This is a genomic window from Companilactobacillus sp. FL22-1 (genome assembly GCF_043951805.1).
Taxonomy (GTDB): Bacteria; Bacillota; Bacilli; order Lactobacillales; family Lactobacillaceae; genus Companilactobacillus.
On record NZ_JBINJY010000006.1, the window covers coordinates 119076 to 134908 of the forward strand.

General features: G+C 36.0%; 13 protein-coding genes and 1 CRISPR repeat array. Of the genes, 6 read left to right on the top strand and 7 right to left on the bottom strand.

The window, feature by feature from the left end:
* Nucleotides 1-16 precede the first annotated feature (16 nt).
* Complete coding sequence (locus ACG72T_RS06460; RefSeq protein ID WP_395265352.1) at nt 17-418, top strand: MerR family transcriptional regulator; 402 nt, start codon at nt 17-19, stop codon at nt 416-418.
* Between the two features lie 131 nt (nt 419-549).
* On the opposite strand, the gene ACG72T_RS06465 is transcribed toward ACG72T_RS06460, so the two are convergent.
* Nucleotides 550-1377, bottom strand: coding sequence for a DNA/RNA non-specific endonuclease (locus ACG72T_RS06465; protein WP_395265353.1), 828 nt, complete (start codon nt 1375-1377; stop codon nt 550-552).
* Nucleotides 1377-2048, bottom strand: a complete 672-nt coding sequence (locus tag ACG72T_RS06470) for a hypothetical protein (protein WP_395265354.1) — start codon at nt 2046-2048, stop codon at nt 1377-1379. Before ACG72T_RS06470 ends, ACG72T_RS06465 begins: the two co-directional genes overlap by 1 nt.
* Nucleotides 2049-2182: 134 nt before the next feature.
* On the opposite strand from ACG72T_RS06470, the gene cas9 reads away from it, so the two are divergent.
* Both cas9 and csn2 read left to right on the top strand, forming a co-directional pair.
* Entirely contained in the window at nt 2183-6250 is a 4068-nt protein-coding gene (gene cas9, locus ACG72T_RS06475) for a type II CRISPR RNA-guided endonuclease Cas9 (protein WP_395265355.1), read from the top strand.
* Between the two features lie 263 nt (nt 6251-6513).
* Nucleotides 6514-7218 (top strand): type II-A CRISPR-associated protein Csn2, encoded by a 705-nt coding sequence (gene csn2, locus ACG72T_RS06480; protein WP_395265356.1) that lies wholly within the window; start codon nt 6514-6516, stop codon nt 7216-7218.
* Nucleotides 7219-7238: 20 nt separating this feature from the next.
* Nucleotides 7239-7868: direct repeats of the CRISPR family, unit length 36 nt; unit sequence GTTTTAGTAGTAAGTCATCTCATTTACTTAAGAACC.
* Between the two features lie 174 nt (nt 7869-8042).
* Here csn2 and ACG72T_RS06485 read toward each other — a convergent pair.
* Nucleotides 8043-8483, bottom strand: coding sequence for a flavodoxin domain-containing protein (locus ACG72T_RS06485; RefSeq protein WP_395265357.1), 441 nt, complete (start codon nt 8481-8483; stop codon nt 8043-8045).
* A gap of 7 nt (nt 8484-8490) precedes the next feature.
* Nucleotides 8491-9111: an NAD(P)-dependent oxidoreductase gene (locus ACG72T_RS06490; RefSeq protein WP_395265358.1), complete on the bottom strand. Its 621-nt coding sequence runs from the start codon at nt 9109-9111 to the stop codon at nt 8491-8493.
* Nucleotides 9112-9223: 112 nt separating this feature from the next.
* On the opposite strand from ACG72T_RS06490, the gene ACG72T_RS06495 reads away from it, so the two are divergent.
* The 3 genes from ACG72T_RS06495 to ACG72T_RS06505 all read left to right on the top strand — a co-directional run bounded on the left by ACG72T_RS06495 (nt 9224) and on the right by ACG72T_RS06505 (nt 11955).
* Nucleotides 9224-9874, top strand: coding sequence for a histidine phosphatase family protein (locus tag ACG72T_RS06495; RefSeq protein ID WP_395265359.1), 651 nt, complete (start codon nt 9224-9226; stop codon nt 9872-9874).
* Nucleotides 9875-9915: 41 nt separating this feature from the next.
* Nucleotides 9916-10575 (top strand): histidine phosphatase family protein, encoded by a 660-nt coding sequence (locus ACG72T_RS06500; RefSeq protein WP_395265360.1) that lies wholly within the window; start codon nt 9916-9918, stop codon nt 10573-10575.
* A gap of 240 nt (nt 10576-10815) precedes the next feature.
* On the top strand, nt 10816-11955 hold the full coding sequence (locus ACG72T_RS06505; RefSeq protein ID WP_395265361.1) for a trans-sulfuration enzyme family protein: 1140 nt from the start codon (nt 10816-10818) through the stop codon (nt 11953-11955).
* A 186-nt stretch (nt 11956-12141) separates the two neighbouring features.
* Here the strand turns inward: ACG72T_RS06505 and ACG72T_RS06510 are convergent, their stop codons facing one another.
* The 3 genes from ACG72T_RS06510 to ACG72T_RS06520 form a co-directional block, all read right to left on the bottom strand.
* Nucleotides 12142-13908, bottom strand: a complete 1767-nt coding sequence (locus tag ACG72T_RS06510; protein WP_395265363.1) for a PTS lactose transporter subunit IIBC — start codon at nt 13906-13908, stop codon at nt 12142-12144.
* A 130-nt stretch (nt 13909-14038) separates the two neighbouring features.
* Nucleotides 14039-15469, bottom strand: coding sequence for a 6-phospho-beta-galactosidase (gene lacG, locus ACG72T_RS06515; RefSeq protein ID WP_395265364.1), 1431 nt, complete (start codon nt 15467-15469; stop codon nt 14039-14041).
* Nucleotides 15470-15483: 14 nt separating this feature from the next.
* Nucleotides 15484-15828: a PTS lactose/cellobiose transporter subunit IIA gene (locus tag ACG72T_RS06520; protein ID WP_395265365.1), complete on the bottom strand. Its 345-nt coding sequence runs from the start codon at nt 15826-15828 to the stop codon at nt 15484-15486.
* Nucleotides 15829-15833: the final 5 nt, after the last annotated feature.

The window sequence follows — 15833 nt, forward strand, 5'->3', positions numbered from 1 at the left end:
AAGGATTTGATAACACATGAAAATTTCTGAAATCAGTAAGCAAGTTGGTCTTTCGGTCTCCAGCATCCGTTACTATAGCGACTTAGGTTTAATTCCTTCCATGACTAGAGATTCAGAGGGTGAACGAATCTTTGATAATGAAGCCATTACTTGGCTACAAGGAATCAAATTTCTACGAGAATTAGGCTTAACTATCAGCGAAATAAGGTCTTATCAAGAGCTTTGTCAAAAATCCGGTCCAGCAGCTGTAAAAAAACGCCACGCCATGTTGTTGAAGCAATATCAAAAAGCACAGGCTGAATTAACCGACTCGACTGAACGATTAACCCTCTTAAAGGCTAAAATTCAAACCGAGGAAGCAATAATTGCTGGTAAAAAGAATGATAGTTTAAGTCCTGCTCGACGGTTTAGTCAGTAACCAAAGTGAAAAAATATCATTTGATTTACAGATAACAAAAAATTCCAATGAAATTAACCAATTGAGATGGTTGATTCACTGGAATTTTTTTATGAAAGACATTAGATAATTGCTTTAGTTTATAGAAACTTTTAACCAACCTGACTAGTTCCGTCAGCATAATTTAACGTCACGCCTGATTGAACGTTGAAAATATAAACATTGAAATGAACTGAGTTATCACCGATAGATTGTGCTTCCATTTGTACCCCTCGTGGCAATAATTCATCACCACGAAAGATTGGTGTAACACGATATCGAATATAATGGGCGTTGCTTTGTTTTAAGTAATATGCGATATCCATTTCATGTGCTAACATCTCAGGACTATTCAAAGAACGAGTTCCGGTCATCAAGTTCTTAGGATTATCATTTTGACCCGTTAGTTGATAGCCGATCAAATGGCTACGATTATACAACCAACCACCACTGATCCGTTTATTATGCCAACCAGTTGGATTCCAGTGCAATGGTTCCCGTTTAGCTTTTGGCATTAAAGAAACATTTAGCATTGCATTGGCGGCAGTGACTCGATTGAGATTATCCAAATCGCCATAAGTTTGCCAGGCACCTTTGGCAGTACTCAAATCATTGTCATTAAATTTGGGATTATTGTTATTAACGATAATTTCTTGCGAGCCATTATAATCTAGGTTCGCTAAGTCTGTATTATCAGCGTTTTTATTTTGCTGGTTATTATGTTCATCGATATATTTTTGATTGTCTGCAATCTCTTGTTGCAGCTTCGTAATCGATTTTTTTAACTTTTTATTTTTTGAAACAAGCTTCTTAGCTTTTTTCTGGTAAGTATAATTATATTCAGTTTGGACATGCTTATTAGCTGCTTGGCTTTCTTGCGTAAAAGTTGCCGTGGCAGGAACTAATGATAATAAAATTAAAAGTTTAACTAGTTTTTTCATTAACGTTTAGACCTCCGATAACCAGCATTGATGGCCTCTTGTTCGCTACTAAAGTGGACCGCATTCGCTGAATTCATGTTATATCCAGCCTGTCCGGGGACGTGATATACATGGGTATTCGAGTTACCAATAATATCTCCAGAATCTGCTGTATTCATATCACCACGTGGTTGTGAATTAGTCGTTTGGGATTGTTGTTGAGAAGCTGCAGCTTGTTGCTTCTCAGCTGCCTTAGCTTGTTCTTCTTGTTGCTTTTGAGCCGCCGCTTGAGCCTCAGCCTCTTTTTGTTTTTGCGCTTGATCAGCACTTTCAATCTGATCCTTTTGATCTTGAAGCTTATCATTTTGCTTCTCAAGATCTTTTTTCTTTGCGATCAAAGCCACATTCTCTTTTTTGGCTATTTGATACTTGTCTTTGCCAATGTACTTTTGTTTCTTTACGACTTTGGCAGCTGTATCGGCAGAAGTCGTTCTACTTTTATCTGCCGAATCACTCCCAACTGAGATAGCACTCATAATCGTGAAAAAAATCATTAATACAAAGCTAATTGCTAAATATTTTAGATATTTTGTTCTTTTGGGCCTATTTTTTACATTTAAAATTACTTTCACGATATAAAAAACCACAGCCAAAGTAACAATCACTAACCCTATACTACTTATTGCAGTCATAATTCCCCCCTATGTAAGATTAAGAATGATTGAAAAAATATGTAAATGCGAATTGCTATTGAGAAGATAATAGCTTTAGTTTAGTATATAGTTAAATTTTAATCAAGCTTAGTAAAGCGTTTAAGGAGAATGGAATGGATAAAAGAGAAGAACCATATTATATCGGTTTAGACATTGGTACAAGTTCTGTAGGATGGTCTGTTACCAACAAAAACTACGAATTACTTAATATCAAGAAAAAGAATCTCTGGGGTGTGCGCTTATTTAGTGAAGCTGAAACCGCTGCTAAACGACGGACTAGTCGCTCGACTAGAAGAAGATATAGACGCCGACGCAATAGAATCAATTGGCTCAACGAAATCTTTAGCCAGGAGCTTGCCAAAATTGACCCTTCTTTTCTAATGCGACTTAACTCCTCTTGGGTTTCCAAAAAAGATCCTTCACGGTCACGTGATAAATACAACTTATTCATTGACAAAGACTATACTGACAGCGATTACTATCACGATTATCGGACGATTTATCACCTAAGACGTGACTTAATGCTCAATGATAAAAAGTTTGACGTTAGGTTAATTTATCTAGCTTTACATAATATCATCAAATATCGTGGTAATTTCACGTACGAATATCGAAAATTCAACATCTCTGAAATGAATAATGACTTTACAAAGATGTTAATCGAGTTCAATCAAGAGTTACCTTTGGAAACCGGCTTCCCAGCTAAAACTGATTTCGAAAAAATTGCAGAAAGTTTATTAGCTAAAGATACTAGTCCTACTTTCAAAAAAGACACAGTGATTAATTCATTAACTTTAGATAAAGACTCAAAAAAATATTTGCAAGAAATTTTGAAACTTATTTTAGGCAATTCAGCTAACTTGAATAATATATTCAATACCGATTTAGAGAAAAGTGATTCTAAATTATCGTTTTCAGATAAAGATATTGAAACCAAGCTACTAAATTTAGACAGTCTGTTATCTGACAAGCAAATTCATCTGATTACTTCTGCCAATAAAATATATAGCACCATAACCTTAAATAATATTTTACATGGTCAAACCTATTTGAGTTTAGCTAAAATCGAACAATATAACGGACACCGAAATGATTTATCCAATTTAAGGAAAATGTGGTCTAATTCTACAGATTCTGAGTTAACCAAACAGGCACAACAAGCATATAAAAAGTACATTAACAGTGACCTTACAGCTGATCAGCTTTATAAAGATATAACTCCATTTTTGGAAAAAGCAACTCCTAAAAATCTGGCTCAAGAAGCGTTAAAAAAGATCAACGCACACACCTACTTATTAAAACAACGTACTAGTGAAAACGGGGTAATTCCTTTTCAGTTGAATCTTATTGAGATGGAAAAAATAATTGATAATCAATCGAAGTACTACCCCTTCCTAAAAGAGAACCGAGATAAACTTATTTCTATTCTCAGCTTCCGGATTCCCTATTATGTCGGACCTCTTCAAAATGATAAAAAGAATCCCTTTGCCTGGATGGAGAAAAAGGTTCAAAAGAAAGCTAGACCTTGGAACTTTGACGAAGTTGTCGATCGTGAAAAGTCTTCGAATAATTTCATAAAAAAAATGACCTCTACTGATACTTACTTAGTCGGTGAACCGGTTTTACCGAAAAATAGTCTAATATATCAACGATATGAAGTTCTAAATGAATTAAATAATATTAGAGTAACCAAAGATTTAAAGACCGATCCCAAAGGATCAAAACTGCCTTTACCTGCCAAGCAACAAATTTTTAATGACCTTTTCAAACGGTATAAAAAAGTTACCAGTGAACAATTGGCCAAATGGCTCATCGCTAATAGTTACTACACCGCTCCTACTATTATGGGGTTAGCGAAAGGATCTGAATTCATCTCCTGTTTATCAACCTTCATTGACCTAAAAAGTATCTTTGATCAAGCCTTCGTTGAAGATCCAGCTAATCAACCACAATTGGAAGAATTAATCGAGTGGTTCACTGTTTTCGAGGATAAAAAAATACTGTCTGAAAAATTAAACACTTCCAAATATTCATACACTCCTAAACAAATTAAACAGCTCTCCAACATTCGCTATCGTGGCTGGGGAAGATTATCCAAAAAACTACTTTGTGGTCTCAAAACTGAAACTACTACAGCTCAATCACATCAATCAGAAAATTACTCAATTTTGAATTTAATGTGGGCTACTAAAAAGAATTTCAATAGTATCTTGAATGATGATAACTACAAATTTAAGACCAAAATCGACGACTATAATTCTGATAAAAAAGATGACGTTGACATTAAAGAGCTTGTTGATGACATTCATACTTCGCCAGCCTTAAAACGTAGTATTATCCAATCGATAAATATTGTTCAAGAAATTGTAAAAATTATGGGACATGCGCCAGAGCACATCTTTTTAGAATTCACTCGAGAAGATCAATCTTCCTCTGTAACCGATTCACGCAAAAAGCAATTAAAAAAACTTTACGCTTCACTATCCAAAGATACTAAAAAAATAAAAACTGATTTACGTAAATATCTGATTCCTAATAAGAATATCCGTGATGAACTAAAAAACCACAATAAAGATCTCTCCAATGAAAGACTGATGTTGTACTTCCTTCAAAATGGAAAGTCCCTCTATTCAGGCGAACAATTGGAACTTGATAAACTATCAGAGTATCAAGTTGACCATATTTTGCCACGAACATATATTCCAGATAATTCGCTTGAGAATAAGGCCCTAGTCTTGGCCACTGAAAACCAGAGAAAGGCTGACAATCTATTACTTGATCCTGCTATTATCGACAAAAATATTGAACGTTGGACATACATGAAAGATAAAGGCATGATGGGTCCAAAGAAATTCAAAAATTTGACTAGACGTGTCATTTCGGACGACGATTTGAATAATTTTATTAATCGTCAATTGGTTCAAACTTCCCAAATCATTAAAAACGTAGCCGATATTCTCGATAATATGTATAAAGATCAAGGCACCACCTGCATTCAATCAAGAGCAAACTTAACAAGTAGTTTCCGAGCTGCCTTCAGTCAACAAAATGACAATTACCATTTCCAACATCCCGAGTTCATTAAAAATCGTGATGTCAATGACTTCCATCATGCCCAAGACGCCTACTTAGCATGTCTTCTAGGATTATATCGCCTCAAAAAATTCCCAAGTGATGAGATGCTTTTGGTTAAGAAAGAATATCGTAAGTTTTTTGCGATCGCACAAAATAATTTTCAAAAAAATGGTAAGATGCCTGACAACCAAAAAAACGGTTTTATTTTAACCCCCATGGTCGCTGGAGATACAGTCGTTGACGCTAATAAAGAAGAAATCTGGAATATGGAATTCAAAAACCAAGTTATTAAGATATTCCGTTACAAACCATATAACGTCACAAGAAGAACGGAAATCAAATCTGGTGAATTCTACAATCAAACACTTTATTCCCCACACGATCCTAAAATCAAAAAAATAATTGCTAAAAAGAAAGACTTGGATCCGACTATTTATGGCGGTTACAGTAGCGCGAATTCAGCATATCTAACCATTGTTAAAGTTGATAATAAAAAGACGAGTTTGATATCCGTCCCCATAAGACTAGCCGCTCTAATTGATGAAGGTAAACTTTCGTTACAAAAATGGCTGGAAGATAATGTTAAACATAATAATAAAATAGAAATACTCAAAACTAAGATTCCGATTAGCCAACTAATACATAGTACTCAAAGTGGTTATTTAACATTACAATCAGAAAAAGAAATCGCTAATGCACAACAATTGATCTTACCAGCAGAATATGTGGCTCTTTTGACTTTATTACATGGTCCAAAGACGGAATATGAGCAAATTTTGTCATTTTATGACGAAGACTATTTGCTTAAAATCTTTGATACCATCATTGATAAAATGAGCGTCTTCTATCCTTTCTATAGCAATGAGAAGAAATATTTAGTTTCAATCAGAGATGAATTCATGGGAGCTACACAAATAGAACAAGTAAATACTTTGCAACAATTATTAATAATGCTTCATGCAAACTCAAGCAATGCCAAAATTGAATTTGGTGAAATAAAAAAGAGTCGTTTTGGACGAAAAAGTAATGGTGTCCAAATTAAAGACATTGATTTAATTTATCAATCTGTCACCGGCTTATACCAGAGTATTTTCCATGTAGAGTAAAAAGTGCAAAAAAAAAGCCCCCACGCGGGAGCAGCCGTTAGGCTATTTAACATTTATGTTTATTTTAATTAATTCAGTAAGTCATCTCATTTACTTATGAACCAAATTCATTTTATCGTACTTCTATTTTAAATTCAATATATGCACCCAAAAGGCTTAGTACAATCATTGATTGTGACTGAGAAGCAGTTTGCAGCAATGAGCTTTCTTACAGGAAAAAAAGACAACTCTGAAGAGAATACTTTTGAGAGGTTAACTGTAATATGACAAATACTCTTACGATTTTTCCTTATCAGCCATTTGAATTAAACTACGGTCTAACATTGCTAAACTTTCAAAATAAGAACGAATACTCACAGTTGATCTTTCGTTTACACAATCTCAAAACACACACTACTTTGGTTGACGACCAAGATAGAATTTTACATTTTTATACAGATCCTGATGATCCTATCGAGGAACACCTCGCAGATATTGCATTAATTGGCGATCTCAATAATTTTGATATAAATTCTGCTGCACAATTAAAAGTTGTCTTGAAAAAATTGATCAGTGATTCTACTGTTTTAAAAGATAAAATTGAAGGTATCAATTCTGAACTCAATGATCTAGTTTTTGCATCTATCACACCGTATTCTGTCCCCTTAAATCTAGATTTTTATGCCGACTTTGAAAAAATCTTAAAGGCAAAAGGAATCTTCATGGATACTAGTAAATGGCAGAATTACTGTGATAAACTTATGGACGTAGTAAGCTTTTATTCAGAATTTTTTAACAAAAAAATATTAGTCTTTTATAGTTTAGAGCGTTTACTTAACTCTGAACAACTAAATGAGATAAACAAATACTTAAAATCTGTTAACTTATCAATCGTTAGCTTCGAATCCTATCCTATGATGTTGAAGGATGAGACCTTAGATGCAAGGGTTTATTCAATCGATAATGACCATGTTAGATTCGATTATTAGTGATTGATTAAAAAATAACGGTTTTAGTAGTAAGTCATCTCATTTACTTAAGAACCTATCTAATAGCATAGAAAGGTTAGTAATGTGTTTTAGTAGTAAGTCATCTCATTTACTTAAGAACCATCAACTTTCCAATCAACGTCTGTAAATGTGTTTTAGTAGTAAGTCATCTCATTTACTTAAGAACCTGGTAAGAGCTTAGCTCAAAACACTCAAGGGTTTTAGTAGTAAGTCATCTCATTTACTTAAGAACCCCGGAAAGAAAGTACAAAAAGCTGGTCACTGTTTTAGTAGTAAGTCATCTCATTTACTTAAGAACCACCTGAAAAGGAATGAGTGTTAGAGTTCAAGTTTTAGTAGTAAGTCATCTCATTTACTTAAGAACCCGATCGTATGGATGTATTCCATGCACTGTTGTTTTAGTAGTAAGTCATCTCATTTACTTAAGAACCTTGTTCAAACTCATCAGCTACGAACTTGTAGTTTTAGTAGTAAGTCATCTCATTTACTTAAGAACCTTTTGAAACGTCAATTTTAATCGTGTACGTGTTTTAGTAGTAAGTCATCTCATTTACTTAAGAACCTACGAACTTCCCACCCTCGACTGGACGATCGTTTTAGTAGTAAGTCATCTCACTTGCTTTAGAACCAAATTTCAAACTATGTTACTATATTAAATAATCTTTAAATCCAGCCCATTATTTCTAATGAGTATACGTTTGAGGAGAAATTTTAGTAGTAAGTCATCTCATTTACTTTAGAACTCAAAAAAAGAAGTTTCCATCGACCAATCCAACCTAATTGGATATCGATAGAAACTTCTTTTATTTAATACTATTAAAAACTCGATCTCCTAAATCACGAATCCGCTTGAAGTCATCTTCATCAGGGTCTTGATCAATTTTCACTGAATCGGCTACTTGCTCACCATTACTGGAGTTTAGTTGCATGGTGAAGTAATCAACGGCTCGGCCAAAGTGAATATGTTGCTTTGAGCTGGAACCTAAAACAGCAAACTTAGCTCTTTCCAAGTCGATGTCTTTGATATCATCATAGAAATCCTGTGCTTCATCAGGGATCTCCCCATCGTTATACGTATATGTCTCAACGATAAAAGCGTCATATTTCACCAATTCGTAGGCGTCAGCGTCAACAATTTGTTGTAAGTCGACTTGTGCACCTTTTTCACGTAGATAATCGGCTAAATAATTGGCAATTTTTTCATTGCGACCGGTCATACTTGTATATGCTAAAAGTATTTTCATTATTCAATTACCACCTTACACTGATTCTCTCTTTTTGGTTCTGACCAGATAAAATTTCGTCCACCATAGCAATCGCATAGTCAGAATAGCTGATTTTACTTTCGCCATTAGAGTCAAAGGTCAATTCCTCACCAGCTAATACATATTTACCAGTCTTAGCTCCTTCGTAATCGAAATCAGCTGCAGGACTGATAAAGGTCCAATTGATCTTACTATTACGCAAGACATCTAAGGACTTACCCATTTCTTCACTTAATTCTTTAATTGGGGCCGGAAAATCATCTTGTTGATATAGTTGTTGGGTGTGATCTTTATCAACATACAGTGAACCTGCACCACCTACAACCATCAATCTCGTATTTGAATCACCGATAATTTCAATCAAATGTTCAACTGCGGGAACATATTCTTTAACTGTTGGTCCAAAAAAGCCTAAGGCATCGACTAAAACATCGAAATCTTCAATATCTGCGGATGCCAAACTGTAGACATCCCTGACCAAATATTTATCAGTCAGCGATTTTTTTGCATCCCGAACGATCGATGTCACATCTAACCCACGACTCAAAGCTTCTTTGACGATCAAAGAACCTTCTTTTCCATTAGCACCAATAACCGCTATTTTCATAAAATTGTTCCTCCAAACTCTCTCAATAACTTTACTTTACACAATCATAAGCAAAATAACTAAAGATAAGACTCTAATATAGTAAACTTATTCTGCTAGGAGGCGTAAATTAATGGCTTATCAAATTTATTTAGTAAGACACGGCAGAACTTGGTATAACGAGTATCAAAAAATGCAAGGTTGGTCTGACACTCCTTTAACCGACGATGGGGTTGAGGTTGCACAAAAAGCAGCTGAGACATTGAAGAGTACTGACTTCAAGGCTGCTTTCACTTCTGATATGAAACGGGCTCTTGATACGACCAGAATCATCACCCGTCGGAATAAAAATAAACTAGTGCCTCAAGAACTATCGGAATTTCGTGAACAATTCTATGGCTATTTTGAAGGACGCAGTATTGATGAATCATGGTTTGCAATCGGTAAACCGCATAACGCTACTTCTTTCACTGAAATAGTTAAAAATTATGGCTTCGATGATGCTTTGAATTTTGTGAAAGAAGCTGATCCTTTACATGATGCTGAAAATGCGGAGGAATACTGGGGGCGAATCGATCGTGGTTTCAAGAAAATTGATCGAATAGCTCAAGACGGCGATAAAATACTGTTAGTGACTCACAGTATCACCATCCTAGGATTTGCTTTACGTTACCCAACTTCTGGCTTAGAGATCAACGACATCCCTGCTAATGCCAGTTTAACCTTAATGGAACGTGACCATGGTCAAAATCTAATAACCAAGTACAATCAATCCCTCATCTGAATGTAGTACAATAAAACTACAATATTGAGGAGGACGCTTATATGGCAAAATACCAGATTTATTTGGTTCGCCACGGACGGACGTGGTTTAACAAATATAACAAAATGCAAGGTTGGTCTGATACCCCCCTTGCCCCTGAGGGAGTAAAAGTAGCTAAAAAAGCTGCCCATGCCTTAAAAGATGTCGACTTTGCGGCCGCTTATTCATCTGATGCTCGTCGGGCTATCGACACTTGCAAATTGATCGTTGATGAAAATATCAATCATGACAAAATTACTCCAGTTAAATTAACGGAATTTCGTGAAGAATTCTATGGTTACTTTGAGGGTATGAATTCTCCTGAAGCCTGGTTTATGGTAGGAGAACCTCATGGTGCTCACAGCTTCAGTGAAATTATCGCTAAATATGGTATGGATGCTACGAAAGACTTCATGAAAGAAGCCGATCCATTCCATGACGCCGAAAACGCTGAAGAATACTGGACTCGGGTCAATAAGGGTTTTGAAAAAATCGACGAAATCGCCCACGATGGCGATAAAATCCTATTAGTTTCACATGGAACGACGATTCGCTCCATCACTGACCGTTATAACGATGGTGATTTTGATGTAACGGTTAGTCCTCGAAACTCTAGTTTGACAATGTTAACTAGAGATAACGGTAAAAATAAAGTCACTAGCTACAATCAATTATTAAAATAATAATTATTTGACAAACAAACTTAATTAAACTATTCTCAATTCATCACTTACTAGGAGGCTATGACAATGATTTTAATCAATACTCAAACATCTTCATGTTGTTGCGGTTCGCATTCTATGCGTGCCGTCAGTTTGAGTATCTAAAATCGAACTAGACTACTGGTAAATCACGCGTAGGGTGCAAATCAATTTGATTTGTGCCCTTTTTTTACGCTCAAAAACAAAGGAGAATCTTTAATTATGAAATTTAATACTAAATTGATCCACGGCGGTATCAGCGAAGACGAAACAACTGGAGCTGTTTCAATCCCTGTCTATCGCTCATCGACTTTTCACCAACACCAACTGGGAGCCCAACCTAAGTGGGAATATGCCCGAACTGGCAACCCAACTCGACACGCTCTCGAAGAACTAATCGCCACTATCGAAAATGGCACTGATGGCTTTGCCTTTGCTTCAGGTTCAGCCGCCATTCATGCCGTATTTTCCCTCTTTTCAGCGGGCGATCATATCATTATTGGCAATGATGTCTATGGCGGGACTTTTCGGCTAGTGAACAAAGTCCTCAAACGCTTTGGCTTAGAATTCACCGTAGTAGATACCCGTGATCTTGAAGCAATTGAGGCAGCGATTCAGGCAAACACTAAAGCCATTTACTTTGAAACACCGACTAACCCTCTATTAAAAATCACTGATATAAAGGCTGTTTCAGACATTGCCCAAAAACATAATTTAAAAACGATCGTCGACAATACTTTTGCCACACCTTATAACCAAAACCCTCTAACTTTAGGCGTTGATATCGTCGTTCACAGTGCTACCAAATATCTTGGTGGTCATAGTGACGTTGTAGCCGGTCTAGCGGTTACTAATGATTCACAGATTGCCAAAGAACTAGCCTTTCTTCAGAACTCAATTGGTAGTGTGCTCGGACCTGATGACAGTTGGCTTTTGATGCGTGGTATTAAGACCTTGGGCGTAAGAATGCGAGTTCATCACGAAAATGCCCAATTGATCTACAACTATTTGCGAGATAACGATAAGGTTGCCAAAGTTTATTATCCAGGCAATCCTGATTCCACAGGTTATGCCATCGCTAAAAAACAAATGCGTGGCTTTGGAGCAATGATTTCCTTTGAACTGAAAGCTGGACTTGATGCTAAGAAATTCGTCGAAAGTTTAAAATTGATCGACCTAGCAGAAAGTTTAGGTGGAATCGAAAGTTTGATCGAAGTCCCTGCCGTAATGACACATGCCGCTATTCCACGGGACATTCGTCTTCAAAATGGTATTACTGATGAATTGATCCGCTTGTCAGTTGGAATTGAAGATGAAGTCGACTTGTTGGCAGATTTGAAACAAGCTTTTGCCAAGATTTAGTATTACGTCTTTGCGGGTGCAAAGAATCATCAATTTGAAATTTTAGATATTAAAAAGACATGTGAGTTTTTATGAAGTGACCCATAAAAGTTAGACAAAAATCTAACACTTTAAGGCACTTCATTGATCACATGTCTTTATTAATTTTTAATAAAGTGATTGAAGATGAAGATAATTAGTCAATAATTACTTCTTTTCATCATCTTTTTTATTCAAATTATCCAATACAAAGTCTAATGCTTTCTTAGAATCACGAGTTAATGCAATGTATTGTTGTCCCTTTGTAGCAACTAGTTGAATACCTAAACGATCAGTATCAGCTTTTAAATCGTCATAGTAAGTTCTAACTTGTGGAGCTAAAACAACTAAGTCGTAATTTGGCAAGATATCGTGATGTGATCCATAAGCACCAGCACTGGCAACGATTGGAACATCATATTTTTCAGCACCGTCAGTTAAGGCATTAGCTAATTGTTCACTCGTACCACCACCGGCACAAAGAACTAGAACCTTAACTTCATGACTTAATTTCTTGGCAAATGAATCTTCGGCGTTTGTTTCTTCAGTCGTTGCAGTTGCTGAAGTTGCTACAGAAGCAGTAGCTGTAGCAGGTGTTGTATCAGTTGAATCGTTTGTATCTGTTGTTTCAATAGCGGCATCAGTTTCACTGTCAGCAGCGTCAACTTCTGCTTCTTGTTTAACCAATGAAGCATCGTATGCTTTACAGAATGGTAGATAGATCAATGTATCTAGTACTAATAGAACGAGTACTAAAACAAGTGAAATTGGTTGGAAATTAGTATCTAGAAAGGCACCAATAGGCCCAGGTAAAGCCCATGACAAGATATACATGAATCCTCTCATCTTAAACAAATCAATAAACATTTTACCAATCAAAACATTAACAACTGGTGACAAGACAAATGGAATGAAGAAGTAAGGATTCAAGATAATTGGAGCACCGAACAAAAGTGGTTCGTTAACGGCAAACATTACAGGAATAAATGAGGCCTTACCGATTGCCTTTAATTGTTTTGATTTCATCAAAAACATAAAGATGAATGGAACAACGAACGTAGCACCAGTACCACCAAGTTCACCAATATAATTACCAAAGTTTTCTGTTAGTGAGTGGAATGGGAAGTTGCCGGCTTTAAACAAAGCCAAGTTAGCAGTTGTATTACCATAAAGTGCAGCTGTAATAGCAGGTTTTACAACTGATGGTCCGTGAATACCCATAAACCAGAATAATGGGATCAAGAACCAGATAATTGCCATACCCCAATAACTTTCAGCTCCTTTAAATAATGGAGCAATCAATGTAGCTAGCATTTCACTAAATGGAACGTGTAACCAAGCACGGATAGCAACATCAATGATACCCATTGCAAGGATTGAAAATGAAAATGGGAAAACGTCACGGAAGTTCTGAGCAATAGCACCAGGAACTTCTTTTGGCATTTTGATAGTAATATCTCGTTCAACACAGAACTTGTACATGTGTACAGTTAAAAATGCTGAAACGAATGATGAAAGGATACCTTTTGTACCAAAGTAATCACCAAGATAAGCACCACTCTTAGTTGTTCCAATAGCTAAAAGCATGAAACCACACATTGCAGCCATCATGGTTGAAGTACTGTTAATAAATCTTCCACCTTTGATACGTTGGTTAATTGAACCAGTAAAAGCTTTTGCGGTTGTACCAGCTACATATAAACCAACAAATCCCATCGTATAGTTATAAATTTTATTAAACCAATCATTCAATCCACTTGAGAGATTGATCCCTAGTAGTGGAGGTACAGATGTTAAAAGAATGAAAATACTTGAGAACAAGATAATTGGCATTGCGGCCAAAAATCCATCTTTGATAGCCATCAAGTAAATATTTTTAGAGATTTTATCAAAGAATTTCTGATGTTTCTCTAGTCGATCGATAATAAATTGCATAATGACACCCCTTTTTTATTATGCTGAATAAATTGCACAAAAAATGACCGCAGCAGAATATAGTTTTCCCCACTATATCCCAACTGCGGTCATGCCTAATTTAATAGTAACAATCCACAACTAGAAGCTATTATTTCATTGTATCAGCGAGTGCCTTATACCAAAGTGCACTCTTCTTGATGTATCGTTTTTGTGTTGCAAAGTCTATAAAGAATAAACCATAACGCTTATTGTAACCATTAGCCCAAGAGAACTGGTCTTGTAGCGACCAAATAAAGTAACCGTTTACATTAACTCCTTCACTACGTGCTTTCAAAATTGCTTCCATATGCTGATCAACAAAATCAATTCGTTTGTCGTCATTAATGATCGTATCTTGAGTAGCACCAGCTGGCAATTCTTCTTTTAGACCCAAACCATTTTCTGTAATAAAAATTTCCTTACTTTCTGGATATTGTGAACTGACTCTCTTCAAAATATCGTACAAACCTTCTGGATAAATATTCCAATCCCAATCTGTTGTTGGAATATCAGGATTCTTAACTGCTTGACCAACTCCTTTGAATTTGAATGATGATGTTCCCTTTTCACCAGTTCCGTTGAAATGGTTTGTACTCTCACCATCGTATGCAGCAAAGAATGATGGTTGATAATAATTCAAACCAAAGTAATCGTTTCTGGTAGAAGCCTTCTTCAAGATATCCATATCACCAGGTTCAATATCTAATTTGGCATCATTAGCATCCAAAATTTCATTGATCAGCTTCATAGTCTTATCTGTGTATTCACCTTTAAAGGTTCCATCTAGTAGAAAGGCATTCATGAAGGCATCGCTAAGATCTGCCGCATGTTGATTCTCGGGTGTATTAGGATATGGATAAACTGGTTGAAGAACATGAATCAAGCCTATCTTTCCATCATAGTTTCCATCTTTGAATAAGTTAACTACTCGGGCATGAGCTAATAATTCATTGTGTTCGGCTTGAATAGCGCTAGTCACATCAAATCTATGGTTTGGTGGAAAGTTTCCTTGAATATATTGTGAATAAGCCAAGGAAATCAATTCATTGATGGTGAACCAATGTTTAACTTCAGTAAATTCATCAAAACAGAATTTAGCGTAATCGACAAAATAATCGATATTTTTACGATTTAACCAATCACCATCATCAAACAAAGTTTTAGGTGAATCAAAATGATGAAGTGATACATATGGCTCAATGCCGTTGTCTAAGCATTCTTTAAACAGTCTATGATAATAATCTACTCCAGCTTGAACAGGCTTGCCGTATCCTTCTGGAAAAATTCTTGTCCAAGAAATTGAGACTCGAATCGCATTTAATCCGTACTTCTTGGACAACGCAATATCTTCAGGATATAAATGATAAAAATCACTTGCTGGATCAGGCGAAAAACGACCTTGAGCTTTTAGATAATCATCCCACATCGTTTTACCTTTACCATCAGCCTTCGTAGCCCCTTCAACTTGATATGCGGCGGTTGCTCCACCCCACACAAAGTTTTTTGGTAACTTCTTTACACGATTTAATTCAACATCCATAGCATAGCCTCCTTTTATTTCATACCTAAATTCTTTTCAATCTTATCAATTCGCTTATACTCATCAATGAAAAATTTAACTTCATCAAGCAACATCATCGTTGTCATCAAAGTATCTTGACCATGGACCATGATAAAAGTGACGTCCATATCCTCGCCACCTGCTTCTTTACTCAGAAGCTTCGTTTGTTCATTGTGCGCATCAACAATCGACTGATTAGCCTCCTCAACACAAGCATTAGCTTTATCAAATTCGCCTTTTTGAGCGTGTTGCAATGCCTCAATCAAGCTAGTTTTAGCATCACCCGCATAGGCGACGATTGAAAATCCTGTCATTGATATTTCTTCTTTAGTTGCCATTTCTG

Coding starts and splice junctions, on each gene's coding strand:
- ACG72T_RS06520 (WP_395265365.1), bottom strand. CDS start 15,828: ATGGCAACTAAAGAAGAAATATCAATGACAGGATTTTCAATCGTCGCC.
- ACG72T_RS06505 (WP_395265361.1), top strand. CDS start 10,816: ATGAAATTTAATACTAAATTGATCCACGGCGGTATCAGCGAAGACGAA.
- ACG72T_RS06460 (WP_395265352.1), top strand. CDS start 17: ATGAAAATTTCTGAAATCAGTAAGCAAGTTGGTCTTTCGGTCTCCAGC.
- ACG72T_RS06500 (WP_395265360.1), top strand. CDS start 9,916: ATGGCAAAATACCAGATTTATTTGGTTCGCCACGGACGGACGTGGTTT.
- ACG72T_RS06465 (WP_395265353.1), bottom strand. CDS start 1,377: ATGAAAAAACTAGTTAAACTTTTAATTTTATTATCATTAGTTCCTGCC.
- ACG72T_RS06470 (WP_395265354.1), bottom strand. CDS start 2,048: ATGACTGCAATAAGTAGTATAGGGTTAGTGATTGTTACTTTGGCTGTG.
- lacG (WP_395265364.1), bottom strand. CDS start 15,469: ATGGATGTTGAATTAAATCGTGTAAAGAAGTTACCAAAAAACTTTGTG.
- cas9 (WP_395265355.1), top strand. CDS start 2,183: ATGGATAAAAGAGAAGAACCATATTATATCGGTTTAGACATTGGTACA.
- ACG72T_RS06490 (WP_395265358.1), bottom strand. CDS start 9,111: ATGAAAATAGCGGTTATTGGTGCTAATGGAAAAGAAGGTTCTTTGATC.
- ACG72T_RS06495 (WP_395265359.1), top strand. CDS start 9,224: ATGGCTTATCAAATTTATTTAGTAAGACACGGCAGAACTTGGTATAAC.
- ACG72T_RS06510 (WP_395265363.1), bottom strand. CDS start 13,908: ATGCAATTTATTATCGATCGACTAGAGAAACATCAGAAATTCTTTGAT.
- ACG72T_RS06485 (WP_395265357.1), bottom strand. CDS start 8,483: ATGAAAATACTTTTAGCATATACAAGTATGACCGGTCGCAATGAAAAA.
- csn2 (WP_395265356.1), top strand. CDS start 6,514: ATGACAAATACTCTTACGATTTTTCCTTATCAGCCATTTGAATTAAAC.